At 34.2% G+C, this 13250-nt stretch carries 11 protein-coding genes; all 11 read right to left on the bottom strand.

Going from position 1 to position 13250, the window contains the following annotated elements:
* Positions 1 to 80: 80 nt before the first annotated feature.
* The 11 genes from E4100_RS02370 to mgtE all read right to left on the bottom strand — a co-directional run bounded on the left by E4100_RS02370 (position 81) and on the right by mgtE (position 13094).
* Positions 81 to 1268: a bacterial transcriptional activator domain-containing protein gene (locus E4100_RS02370; protein ID WP_167792049.1), complete on the bottom strand. Its 1188-nt coding sequence runs from the start codon at positions 1266 to 1268 to the stop codon at positions 81 to 83.
* A gap of 123 nt (positions 1269 to 1391) precedes the next feature.
* Positions 1392 to 2156, bottom strand: a complete 765-nt coding sequence (kamE, locus tag E4100_RS02365) for a lysine 5,6-aminomutase subunit beta (protein ID WP_135270430.1) — start codon at positions 2154 to 2156, stop codon at positions 1392 to 1394.
* Positions 2156 to 3709, bottom strand: a complete 1554-nt coding sequence (gene kamD, locus E4100_RS02360; protein ID WP_135270429.1) for a lysine 5,6-aminomutase subunit alpha — start codon at positions 3707 to 3709, stop codon at positions 2156 to 2158. Before kamD ends, kamE begins: the two co-directional genes overlap by 1 nt.
* Before the next feature lie 13 nt (positions 3710 to 3722).
* Positions 3723 to 5348 carry a lysine 5,6-aminomutase reactivase ATPase KamC gene (gene kamC, locus E4100_RS02355; RefSeq protein ID WP_135270428.1) on the bottom strand — a complete coding sequence of 542 codons (1626 nt, stop codon included), beginning with the start codon at positions 5346 to 5348 and terminating at the stop codon, positions 3723 to 3725.
* Between the two features lie 3 nt (positions 5349 to 5351).
* Complete coding sequence (gene kamB, locus E4100_RS02350) at positions 5352 to 6380, bottom strand: lysine 5,6-aminomutase reactivase subunit KamB (protein WP_135270427.1); 1029 nt, start codon at positions 6378 to 6380, stop codon at positions 5352 to 5354.
* 2 nt (positions 6381 to 6382) lie between these two features.
* Positions 6383 to 7645 carry a lysine 2,3-aminomutase gene (gene kamA / locus E4100_RS02345; RefSeq protein WP_135270426.1) on the bottom strand — a complete coding sequence of 421 codons (1263 nt, stop codon included), beginning with the start codon at positions 7643 to 7645 and terminating at the stop codon, positions 6383 to 6385.
* Between the two features lie 23 nt (positions 7646 to 7668).
* Positions 7669 to 8706 (bottom strand): L-erythro-3,5-diaminohexanoate dehydrogenase, encoded by a 1038-nt coding sequence (kdd, locus tag E4100_RS02340; protein ID WP_135270425.1) that lies wholly within the window; start codon positions 8704 to 8706, stop codon positions 7669 to 7671.
* Between the two features lie 170 nt (positions 8707 to 8876).
* Positions 8877 to 10271 (bottom strand): sigma-54 interaction domain-containing protein, encoded by a 1395-nt coding sequence (locus E4100_RS02335; protein WP_135270424.1) that lies wholly within the window; start codon positions 10269 to 10271, stop codon positions 8877 to 8879.
* A 95-nt stretch (positions 10272 to 10366) separates the two neighbouring features.
* Positions 10367 to 11209 carry a 4-(cytidine 5'-diphospho)-2-C-methyl-D-erythritol kinase gene (ispE, locus tag E4100_RS02330; protein ID WP_135270423.1) on the bottom strand — a complete coding sequence of 281 codons (843 nt, stop codon included), beginning with the start codon at positions 11207 to 11209 and terminating at the stop codon, positions 10367 to 10369.
* A 115-nt stretch (positions 11210 to 11324) separates the two neighbouring features.
* Positions 11325 to 11561 carry a Veg family protein gene (locus tag E4100_RS02325; RefSeq protein WP_135270422.1) on the bottom strand — a complete coding sequence of 79 codons (237 nt, stop codon included), beginning with the start codon at positions 11559 to 11561 and terminating at the stop codon, positions 11325 to 11327.
* Between the two features lie 183 nt (positions 11562 to 11744).
* Positions 11745 to 13094 carry a magnesium transporter gene (mgtE, locus tag E4100_RS02320; RefSeq protein ID WP_135270421.1) on the bottom strand — a complete coding sequence of 450 codons (1350 nt, stop codon included), beginning with the start codon at positions 13092 to 13094 and terminating at the stop codon, positions 11745 to 11747.
* Positions 13095 to 13250 lie beyond the last annotated feature (156 nt).

Genomic DNA, 13250 nt, shown 5'->3' with positions numbered 1-13250 from the left:
AAAATTAAAAGAGTAATTGTGTTTCCAGTTACTCTTTAATAGTTTAGCACTAGGCTATATTTATTTCAAGTTTTTGAAATCTAAAGTTTTATTTTTGTGTCTTCTTCTAATAGGATGTGTTTCAACTTTATGGGTAAAGCTTTTTCATCATCGGCTTCATAGTAATTAATTAGAAATCGATTTTCTAAGCTTGAAACCGCTCCATGCTTAACATCGCTTAGTAAAATCAAAAATTTTTCATTCCTCCAAATTGTAAATACATCGCTTTTCCTAAAAGTTCTAGTAATTAGATTTGAAGTGAAATCCTGCCATATTTTCTTAAGTGAATCATATTTTTTAAAATCGTCGAGTTCTACAATCAAAAGATAATTCCCTTCATTTAGTGCTTTTCTTCTAATTTTAGTTACCTGATAAATAACTTTAAATTCTTCTTCATCTAATTTCATTGCACCTTCTAAATATTTTAATTTTTCAATCCCGATTGATTCATTATTTTTGTTTTCTTTTTGGTGCTTTTCAAAGATATCTTCCAAGCGATTTATGGTGTCTATGGTAAATATACCTGTGCCTTTCATAAATTCATTTTGTAGATATTTTATATGATCTACTGCTTGTTTTATTTCTCCATTAGCCAATAGGCTTTCGATAAGATACTGATGTAGCTTTTCTTCATATGCTTCCTTAGATAATGCTTTTTGGCAAATATTTATAATTTCATCATTCATTCTTGATTTTTTATATTGTTCCACTACATTTTCTACTGCATTTACATACAATTTTCTAAAATAATTTCTTATTGGCACTAACCATAGTTCATATCCAAAGTTATCTAAATACTGGTTTTCATATATCTTAAATGCTTTGTTGTACAATATGAAAGCTTCGTTGAAATCTTCAGTGAGATTTCTATTAGCTTCATCTATCAATTTTTCAAAAATATCACTATCTACTATAACATTTCCATTGGTCTTTAATGTGTAGTATCCATTTACAAAATCTATCGTCATAGTATCTTCATCTATTGAAGCTTCTTTAAGTCCTTTTTTTAATCTAAAAATCTGTCCTTTGATCACATTTTTAGTATCCATTGAGTCATATTCGTCCCACAGAGTTTCATAAATAGTTTCAGGCAATATTTTCTGATTTTTAAAAGTAATAAAATATTGAAGGAGCTTCATAATTTTATAGCTTCTTTTTAGATTATCTATGATTGATTTTTCATCAACTAATACATCAAACTCGCCAAAAGTTTTTATATAAAGCTCCATCAGTATCACCTCTGTTATTTTAATATACCCTTTTTTATTGAAAAACACTATCATTTTTAGTCGAAAATTTAGTCGAAAACAAAAAAACTTTCACATATAATCTGTGAAAGTTTTTTGGTCGTATTATTTATTTATTAAATTTCTCTTTACTATTTCATTTACTATAAATGTCGCTACATCTTCTGCATATGATCCACTGCCAAAACCTGCATCATAGCCGAGTTCTTTTGCAAGTTCATAAGTAATTCTTGGACCTCCACAGACGAGTACAACCTTGTCCCTAATGCCTTCTGCTTCTAAAAGTTCAACAAGTTCAGTTAAATTTGGAATATGAACTTCTTTCTGGGTTACTACTTGAGATACAAGGATTGCATCAGCATTTAGTTCTATGGCTTTAGCTACCAGTTCTTCATTTGGCACTTGGCTACCTAAATTGTATGCTTCAATGCCTTCGTATCTTTCAAGTCCATAGTGTCCAGCATAGCCTTTCATGTTCATGATGGCGTCTATTCCAACTGTATGAGCGTCTGTCCCTGTGCATGCTCCTACAACTACTATATTTCTCTTGATATTCTCTTTGATGAAGTTTTCTATGTCTTCTTTTTCCATGACCTCAACGTCTACTTTAGGAACTTCAATTGATGTAAAGTCCACAGTTTGCCTTGTCTTAGCATACATTATAAAATAAGTGTACTCTACCCCTAAGTCATGTGCATATACCACTGAGGCTTCTTCAAAACCCATTTTCAAGACGATTTGCCTAGCTGCTTCTTTAGCCTCATCTCCATATGGCACTGGAAGTGTAAAGCTTAGCTGCATAACTCCATCGTTTAAAGTGTCACCATAAGGCATTACTTTTGTTAAATCCACCTTTTGAGCTTCAGTCATTACTTGTCACCTCCAAGCATCAATTCAATGAATGGGTTAAAGTAGCCAGAGTCTTTTTTGCAAACTCCATCTAATCCTTTCCCACCATCTCTCATTCTCTTAACTCCGCCAAATTTACCCTGTTCTATTGTTTGGAACAATCCTTCTTTTTCAATTTGAGCCAATAAATCACAAGCTTTATCCAATACTTCACTAGCTCTTTGCTGGATTCTTCCATTTTCTTTAAACTCTATTTCTTCACTTAAATGTCTTGCGTTGTTGAAGATGTATTTAGCATTTTCAATTGAAAGATATCTATCATGCAAATGAGGTGTGTGTATTGCTTCAGTTAACATCCCAAGTAATTGTATACCTTGGTTAGTCATGATTGAAACCATGTTGAACATTGCATTTTGAACATGACCTTTAAAGATATTTCCTGTCATGAATTTAGTAGGTGGCATGTATTTTAATGGTGCATTAGGGAAAATCTCTCTTGCCATTTCAGCTTGTGCTAATTCAAGTAAAAATCCATCCTCTAGTGAAGGATCCATTTCAAATGCATGACCTAATCCCATTTGTTCTTCTTTTAAACCTGCTTTTAAAGCGAATTGTTCATTGATAAATTGGGATGCCAATACCGTATGAGCGGCTTCTACTGCATCATCTGTTGTTAGGTAATTGTCTTCTCCTGTGTTTATTATTATGCCAGCAAACCCATTGATTACCCTTGAGAAAAATTGATCTATTAGAGTTCTTTGCATATTTATATCTCTAAATAGTATTCCATATAGTGCATCATTTAGCATCATATCAAGTCTTTCTACTGCACCCATAGCTGCTATTTCTGGCATGCAAAGTCCTGAGCAGTAGTTAGTAAGCCTAATGTATCTGCCTATTTCTTCGCCAACTTCGTCTAATGCTCTTCTCATGAGCCTGAAGTTTTCTTGAGTTGCATATGTGCCTCCAAATCCTTCTGTTGTAGCTCCATATGGTACATAATCAAGCAATGACTGCCCTGTGGTTCTTATTACGGCGATTACATCTGCGCCTTGTTTTGCGGCTGCTTTAGCTTGAATGATGTCTTCATAAATATTACCTGTAGCTACTATTACATATAGGTATGGTTTTGGCCCTTCGCCGAGCGTATTTAGGAAGTGCTCCCTTGTCTTTCTTACATTTTTAATTTTTTCAACAGATTCTTTAGCGATCTTATATATTTCTTCTTTTATCTTTCCTTCATCTTTTGCAGGAAGTCTTGTAATGTCTAATTCTCCTTTGGAAATCTTTTCTGCTATTTCTTGGGGAGTTATTTGTAAATTAGCAATTGCATTTCCCATCCAGTAGGCTGCTCCTCTTTGGAGTCCTCCTCCTTCTTTGATATTGTCTACTACAACATTTGGCAATGGCTTTCCTATCTCATCTACTCCATCTACTCCAAGCAATCTCACTACTGTTCTTTCAGTTGCCACAGTAGTATGCTGATCTATGAACTTTTGAACTTCATCTGCTATGTTTTTAGCAGATTGTCTTGATTTATTAATCTTTTCTACATCAAGATTTAGTTTTCCCACTTTAACACTCCTTTCACGTACTTCGCTTTAAATTTTTCTCAGCTAAAGAAATTATCTCATCATCTAAGCCCATTATACGAGCTATATTTAATGCATCTTTTGGTATAGGGGTGTCTTTGTCCACTTTTCTTAGCCTATAATCCATGTATTTATTTATGATTTCGAAACCTTCTTCTGTACTAATTTCCTCTTTTAATTTTTTTATGTCTAAATTTGACAGTCCAACAACTTGTAAATGGACTACATCTTCTAAATCTGCTACGTTGTCATAATGCGTAGTTAAAATTGTTATCGCCTGTTTGTCTTTTAAATACTCAACTATGGCTTTAGATATGGCATAGCCTTCTTCTGGGTTTGTTCCTCTTGCCAATTCATCAATTAGTATTAGTCCTCTTTCGTCGGCTCTTGTTATTGCCTCTTTTACTACTTTTACTTCTCCACCAAAAGTAGATAAGCCGCTATCTGTTGATTGCATATCGCCAATAGATGACTTTATGTATTCGCTAAGTCCTAGAGTCATCTTTTTTGCTGTTACAAACAACCCATATTGAGCCATAGCAGAAAGCAGCCCAACAAGTTTTAAAGTGATGGTTTTTCCTCCCATGTTCGCACCTGTGATGCAAGTTACACCTTTTTTTAAGGAAATTGAAATCGGTGTGAATTTCAAGTTCTTTTTTAAAAGCATTTCCGCAACTTTGGGGTGAATCCCATCTTCTATTTCAATTATATGTTCCTTCACTATTTCAGGTTTTACACAATTGTAGTCAACAGCAAATTTAGCTTTTGCTATCAATAGATCCAATTTCCCTATGCTTGAGATATTTTTATAAATTTCCTTTTGATGTTTTTTGATTTCTTTTGTGAGGATTTCTCTAATCCTCATCTCCTCTAATTCTTCTTTTTTCCTAAGTAAATTTAAGTCCTTTTCTAATTCGTCTATCGTATCAGAAGCTTTTATGCTGAATTTAACATTTAAATAAGTTTCCGATACATAGTTTAGTTGAGGAGATTCTTTTATTCTATCTAGTACTTCTTTTTTGTCTTTAGAGATAATAACAGTATTGTCAGGTCTTACATCTACTTCTAATTCCTCTTTAATCTTATCTCTGATAGATTTTTGCTCTTTTTTTAATAGTTTATCTATCTCCCTTTTTTTATATCTGATTTTTCCAAGTTCTTCAGAGTATGAATCATATATATAAAAAGATGAGATTTTTGTATTTTCTGGGTCTAATAGTTTTTCCAGTGGCTCGATAGGTTTTATTTTAGTTTCAGCATATACAGGTATGTTGTTTTCATCTATGAATTCACTTAACTCTCTCAAGAAAAACAGCATTGATTTAATCTCAAAAAACTCAACATCATTTAATATAAAGCCGTCATTAGCTCTTTTAATGGATTGCCTCAAATCTTTAAAATGACTTAAAATATTGTTAAATCCACTTCTGATAGATGTGTTTTTAATATGAGGTATAAAAGACTCGAGCATCAAAAACTGCTGGGAAAGAGCTTCCTCTTCCCCAGGTTTATAGCAATGCATTCTAGATTTAAAAATATTTCCATAGGGAGTTATACAGTCTATTTTGTCATAAACATACTGAAAATCCAATGCATCAATTGTCTTTTGATCCATAAACATAGTTTAACCCCCGATCATAATATCTATAACTGGAATGTCTTTTATATAGCTTTTCATTTTTTTTAGCAGTTCTTCTGGTTCAAAGTAATAGCCATATGGAGAGTAAGGATTTACCGTTACTCCAATTAAATTGATCGGGTAAACTACTTCTAGCTTTAAACCCATTCTAAGAAAATGTAAATAATCCTTGGGGGGGATAAATATTTTAGTTCCATCTGATACTGCAATGGTCAAATTCTTATAATGGTGTGTCGAGCTTAGTAGTTCACTTATGGTCGATTTAACTAGAGAACCTGGTATCAAAAGGTATCTTGAATTTTCCTTTATGTGCTCTGATATTTCACGTCCCATCCCCAGAGCTGTTTTATACTTCAACCTTTCGATTTTAAAATCCTCATCTACTATTGCTATTGTACTTTCTTCCAAAAGACTCTTTAAAATATTTTCATATTTATTTTCTACTTTTTTAAGTCTTAATAGGCTAATAGTATGAAGTGTTTCTTCCACCACTCTGTTTAAATCTCTTGATATGGCAGCTCCAGTTGCTAGTATCGTAGCATCTGATATAGCAGGAGCTGCTTGAGATTTTCTGTCAAGGCTACCATCTATGATTACAAATTTAGCTCCTAAATTTAACATGTCCTCTGAAACTTTTTTCATTTCCTTTAGAGTCTGTGGTCCTGCTAGTTGAATGTACCCAGCAGATCTTACTTTTCCAATGACTACTTCTCCTAATGGCGTTCGATAGTTTGTAGTCATCATTATCTCCACATTTGCATCACTTAAGAGTAGAAGACTTTGAGCAGTCGCAACATAGGTGTTTTCAGATACCCAAATCTTTGGTTTTTCAGTTTCTGTGACTATGTCCAAACTTTCTCCGTCTCTGCCAATTGAGCTTATCCCTATTGGTATGTCTTCTTCGTAAGCTTCAGATATTATCTCGTTTAGAGTGGTAGTCTTTCCAGCATTTTTGCTCATTCCAATTATTGATATTATCTTGTATTGTTCTTTAATTAAATCTAATAGTTGCATGACTATTTGTTGTGTTTCTTACTTCTTTCATGTCTTTCTAAATAGCTTGGCTCGAGATTTTTTACTTCATTGCCTTCAAGAAGTCCAGCTACTCCAGTGGATTTAGATTCTTTTTTGCCTTGGCATACATCGCAGTGGCATTCTTCTTCAAGGTGATTTGGCTCAACATAAGTTGTGATTACTCCTTCGTAGTTTCTTAAAACTACTTTAGTTGGAGATTGAGAAATCAAGTATTGTGGCATTACTGGAATCTTTCCTCCTCCTCCAGGAGCATCAACTACAAATGTTGGTACAGCATAACCTGATGTATGTCCTCTTAAAGCTTCAATGATTTCGATTCCCTTTGATACTTTGGTTCTGAAGTGTTCAATTCCCATTGATAAATCACATTGATAAATGTAATAAGGTCTAACTCTCATCTTAACGAGCCCATGAACTAAGTCTTTCATGATATGTGGGCAGTCGTTTACACCTCTTAAAAGTACTGATTGGTTCCCTAAAGGTATGCCTGCATCTGCTAATTTTCTACAAGCTTCCATTGATTCAGGTGTAATCTCTTTTGGATGATTAAAGTGTGTATTTAACCATATTGGATGATATTTCTTCAACATGTTCACTAAATCATCAGTAATTCTTTGTGGCATAACAACTGGAACTCTACTACCAATTCTGATTATCTCAACATGAGGTATTTCTCTCAATTTGCTGATGATGTATTCAAGTCTATCATCTCCAATTAATAGTGCATCTCCACCTGATAACAATACATCTCTAACTTGTGGTGTATTTCTGATGTATTCAATGCTAGCATCTATTCTTTCCATTGAAGCTGGAGAGTCCTTTTGTCCTGCAAATCTTCTCCTTGTACAATGCCTGCAATACATTGAGCATTGGTCTGTTATTAGGAACAATACTCTGTCTGGATATCTATGTGTAAGCCCAGGAACTGGTGAATCAGCATCTTCATGAAGAGGATCTTCCATGTCTGCGCCTGATATGTGAGTTTCTGCTATTGTTGGCACAGCTTGCATTCTAACAGGACAATGTGGATCATCTGGATCCATTAATGATGCATAGTATGGAGTGATACCCATTCTGAATTTTTTAAGTACTTCATTTATGTCTTGTTTTTCTTGTTCAGTCAAATTTATGATTTGACTTAAAGTTTCAACATCAGAAACTCTATTTCTTACTTGCCATTTCCAGTCATTCCATTCATTTTCTGTTACATCTTTCCACAACGGAATCTCGTTGTATTTTCTCATTTTAATACCTCCAAATATTTTTACTAAGCATAAAGCTCTGTGAATATTTTTCTTAAGGTTTCTGATTCTCTCATTAAGTTAAGTGCTATTTCAGCATGTCCTTTAGTGTATCCGTTTCCAATGATCATAGTAACGTCTTTACCTACTCCTTCAGCTCCTAAAGCAGCTTTTGTAAAGCTTGTTGCCATTGAGAAGAAATATACTAACCCCTCATCTTTAGTTGCAAGGATTGATGACATTTCAGTGTTTGGAATGTTTACAGTATTTATTACTATGTCTGCCATTTCCCCATTTGTTGCTTCTGCAACTTTTTCCATGATTTCTACTGCATCTTGTGCATTAGCCTTGATGTATACATCAGCTAAATTTGCTTGTTTTACCCTGTTTATAGTTTCATCTCTACTGCCTATGCAGATAACTTTTCCAGTAACTCCTGCTCTTTTCTTTGCTTCATATAAGCAGAGCATTCCTGATTTACCTGTTCCGCCTAATACTACTACCGTATCTCCAGGTTTAACTAATTTTGCAGTTTGTGCTGGTGCTCCAGCAACGTCTAAAACTGAAAGTGCTAGATTTTCTGGTATGTCCTCTGGTAATTTTGCGTATATTCCTGATTCAAATAATATTGCTTTGCCTTTGATGTCAACTTGATCTATGTCTTTTCTCACTTCAAGTATTTCGTCTATCCTAAGAGGAGTAAGCGATAAAGAAACTAAAGTTGCGATTTTATCTCCTACTTTTAAATCGGTCTTACCTTCTAAAGCTGGTCCAATTTGTTCAACAGTACCAATTAACATTCCACCTGACCCTGTAACTGGATTTTGATGTTTCCCTCTCTCAGCAACTATACTCATCATGATTTTTTTGATTTCTTCGACATCACCTTTTGCTTGCTCTTCTATTTGAGTAAAGCTAGCTGAGTCAACATTTAAAGTTTTTACATCGATAAGTATCTCATTGTCATAAATTTCCATAGTATTGTCAATCTTTAATGCTGGTTGTGGTAGTACACCTTTTGGCTCAATAACTCTGTGTACTCCATATGGGCTTCCTTTTTTCATTGGCATCTCCTCCTCATATTTTTTTACACTATTATTTAATGCAATTTTCATGCCAATAAATCTTTGTTAAAAAAATAGCTATTTTGCTCACTTCGTATTTTAATAAATCAGGAAAAGGTTTTTATTGCCGAATTTTAGGCATTACGTATAAAAAAAAGAGCCTCAAAGGCTCATCTCAACTCAATGTTATACTTTTGGATTTTGTATTGTAGGGTTTGTCTTGGTATATTTAACGCTTCACTTGCTTTGGATATATTTCCATCTGTCGCTTGCAATGCTTCTAATATCAAATTTCTTTCTGTTTCACTTAGAACTTGGTTTAAATCCAATTCAAACTTTCTCTTATTCTTTTTGTTAGCAATCCTTTTCATCTTTTCAGGTAGGTGTTCTATATCTATTATATCTACATCGTAGATGCTCATGACTCCTTCAATGAGGTGTTCTAATTCACGCACATTGCCTTCCCAATCATAGCTTTTCAACAGATCTAAAGCCTTTTTAGATATGCCTTTAGTTTCCTTGTTTAAAAGCATATTGTACTTTTCTATAAAATGATTGGTTAGCGTTTCTATGTCATCTTTTCTTTCTCTTAGTGGCGGTATCTCTAAAGTGATTACATTTAGTCTATAAAAGAGGTCTTTTCTTAGCATCTTCTTTTCTATGGCTTCCTCAGGCTGAATATTTAGTGCTGTGATTATCCTAACATCTACATTTTTAACTTTTGTATCTCCAACTCTTCTTACATTGCCATCTTGAAGCACTCTCAAAAGTTTGGGTTGAAGTTCAAGGGGCATGGAATTTATTTCATCTAGGAACAATGTCCCGCCATTAGCTAATTCAAATAGTCCAGGTCTGTCCTCAGCACCCGTAAACCCACCCTTTGATGTTCCAAATAGTATTCCTTCCAAGAGGTTTGAAGGTAAAGCTGCACAGTTTTGAGCTATGAAAGGTCCATGTCTTCTCTTGCTCCCACTGTGAATAGAATGAACAAAGAGTTCCTTTCCAGTTCCAGTTTCTCCTGATATCATCACAGGTACGTCAGATTCAGAAGCTTTTTTAGCTAAAGCTTTTAACTTCAATATCTCTTTGTTGTTGCCTACAATATCATAAAACGTGTATTTTGCGTATTCATTGGTTGGGCTAATTTTATCGTTTTTCTTAAACAGTTGACTCTGCAAGTCTACCACTTTTTCTGAGAGTTCTCTAACTTGGGTTATATCTCTTGAAATCTCTATCGCTCCCAGTATTTTACCCTTGCTCTTAATTGGGATAGTCGAATTTATTGTAGTTATCTTCTCCCCCTTATAGTTTACAAAAGTTTGCTCTTTTCTGAGTATTGGTTCCCCAGTCCTAATCGCAGTAAGTAAAGTACTCGTTTCTTCATCTAGCGAAGGGTATATCTCTAATAAGTGCTTGCCAATGGCTTTTTTTAGTTCTACTCCGTCAATCATCTGAGCAAAAGCGTTGTAATATATGCTCTTACCAGAGGCATCTATGATGTGTATCCCTTCCTCTAAATAATCTAATACTTCAAAAATATTTTCCCTTAAAAACGTATCTTTCATAATATCCCTCCGTGCCGAATTTTAGGCATTTACCGCCGAATATTAGGCAGGTATTGCCTGCCCAAATAGTTGCAATTGCTATTACTTTTATGAATTTATACCGTCAAAGTATGGAAGCAATATGGATAAATTTTCTCCATTTTTCCCTTTGTGTATTCTAATTTTTCAACATCTTCGTATATAGCAAATACGCTCGCTCCACTTCCGCTCATCAAAGCCCCTATCGCTCCATTTTTAAGCATGTAATCTTTGATATCCCTGATAATCGGAAATTCCTTAAATACTACTTCTTCCATCTTGTTTTCTAACTTATTAGCTACACTAAATAAATCATCTGCCTCTATTGCTTTGATAAGTCCCTCTATGTCAATTCTTTTGTTATCGATCTTTATTTTGCTGTAAACATATGGTGTTGAAATCTCAAATCCCGGGTTTACAAGCAGTATGTGTTTATTTTTAAATGGTTTAACCTCTTTTAATTTTTCGCCTTTGCCTTCTGCTAGTTTTGTACCACCAACTAAGCAAAAAGCAACGTCTGAACCTAGTTCTTCTCCTATTTGCATGAGCTTTTCTATGGGTAAGTCTAGCTTCCAAATCTCATTTAGCATGAGTAAAGTAGCAGCTGCATTGGTACTTCCTCCAGCGAGTCCTGCAGAAAGAGGTATGTTTTTGATTATTTCTACTTCTACCCCTACATTTGTGTTAGCTATCTGAGCCATCTTTTCGTATGCTTTATAGACTAAATTGGATTTATCGACTGGCAAATTTTTATTGTTAGTGTGTAATTTAAATCCAGTTTTGATTTCTTTAAATATCAATTTATCGCAAAGTGATATCTCTTGCATTATCGATCGAATTTCATGATACCCATCTTCTCTTTTTTTCAATACATCAAGTGCAAGGTTAACTTTTGCGTGTGCATCTATCTCGTAAACCACTGTATCTCTCCTCGCATTGTTTTATATAATTATATCATATATTTTTATTTTTTAAAATGAAAAAGGGCCTGCTTTGAACAGGTCCTTATACTATATTTATGTCATTGAAACATTTTTAATCTTCTAAAATTGTGATTTCCACAGTAGATGTTAGCACATCAGAATAAGTGTAACTTACCATTCTGGTGTTGTCATAGTCATTATTGATTCTCACTACGAAAAGACTTGGATATGCAGATTCTAGTATTCCCTCTCTGATAGTTGTCTTCTTTCTACCTTTGTTTGCTTTAAGCCTTACTTTTTTCCCAATGCATTCCTCTAAATCTTCTCTGATTTTAGTTATACTATCCATACCTATCAAAACCACCTTCCAAAAAAATCTCCCTTAAATGGGGCAGAAGGAGTGTAGGGACACTCATCATAGGTATAGTATAACATGAAAATATAAAAATGTCAAACGTTTAATATTATACTATTTATACCCTGATGTTGTCAACAATAACCGTTGCTTATTTTGTTAAGAATTGTTAATAATTTAAATGTGCAAAATCAATTTTGCGAAGTAGAAGTATATTGTCAAACTTGTTGCATCAGCGATTGTTGTGATAAGTGGTCCAGCCATAATTGCTGGGTCAATTTTAAATTTCTTTGCTACTAAAGGCAATGTACCCCCTAATAGTTTTGAAATCACTATCGTCACAATCAGGGTTAATGAAACTAAAAGCGCTATATTAAAGTCAATTTTTACTAAATAATACAGTCTCAGGAAATTTACAAAAGCAAGAACAATGCCCACAACTATAGAAATCCTGAATTCTTTCCATAAGACTTTTAGAAAATCTCCCATCTCGATTTCACCTGTTGCCAGCCCTCTTATTACCAATGTAGATGATTGGCTCCCAGAATTACCAGCGGTATCCATAAGCATTGGGATAAATGAATTTAATACTATCATAGCTGTTAAGACTTCTTCTGCTCCACTTATTATACTTCCTGAAATGGTAGCTGATACCATTAAAATCAATAGCCAAAATATCCTGTGTCTTGCTAATTCAAACACACTTGACTCTAGATAAGCTTCGTCAGATGGTGCCATAGCTGCCATCTTTTGAAAGTCTTCAGTTGCTTCCTGCTCCATTACATCCATTATATCATCTACAGTTATAATCCCTGTGAGTCTATTTTCATTGTCAACTACCGGAAGTGCTAAAAATCCATATTTTCTAAATATATTGGCAACTGTCTCTTGATCGTCATGAGTGTTTACATAAATGACATCTCTTTCCATGATGTCCTCAATTATTTGATCTAGATCAGATGTAACCAGTTTTCTAAGGGAAATTATGCCTTCTAGCTTTCTATTTTCATCGGTTACATAGCATGTGTAAACCGTTTCTTTAGTAAGTCCTGTCTCTTTTATATGCTGTAAGGCTTCTTTTACCGTCATCTTTTTCTTTAAATCCACATATTCAATAGTCATTATGCTTCCCGCAGAATCTTCGGGATATTTCAAAAATTGATTTATCAAGTCTCTCTCATCTTTGTTGGACTGTAGAAGTATCTTATTTACTACATTTGCTGGCATCTCTTCTAAAAGGTCTATCATGTCGTCAAAGTACAATTCTTCTACGATGTATTTGAGTTCCTTGTCTGTTATGACATTGATAATTTCTTTTTGCCTTTCTATAGTTAGATGTGCAAATACATCAACAGCTAGGCCTTTAGGAAGCATTCTAAAAAGTAAAACCGCAGTCTGAGCTTCAATTTCATTTAAAATATCGGCTAGATCTACTTCATTCATATCTTTGAGAATTTCTTTTAGCTCTACGTATTTCTTACTCGCAACTAAGTCTAAAATCATCTCTAATTCTTTTTCTTTGTCCATAGTATTCCTCCTTATTCGAATTTTGAGGAACCACAGACAATGGCTGTGGTTCCAGTTATTAAGCTTTTACCTTCGGGCAGCGGACTAGAATCCACAGCCATCACTCCTTTCAAAATAAAATGCAACTATATTATAGCACAAAAAAAAGGTGGGGTA

It is taken from the genome of Soehngenia longivitae (assembly GCF_004684055.1).
In the GTDB taxonomy this organism is placed as follows: Bacteria; Bacillota; Clostridia; order Tissierellales; family Tissierellaceae; genus Soehngenia; species Soehngenia longivitae.
The sequence above is the reverse complement of the archived record's forward strand: the minus strand, read 5'-3'. Positions and strand labels throughout refer to the sequence as shown.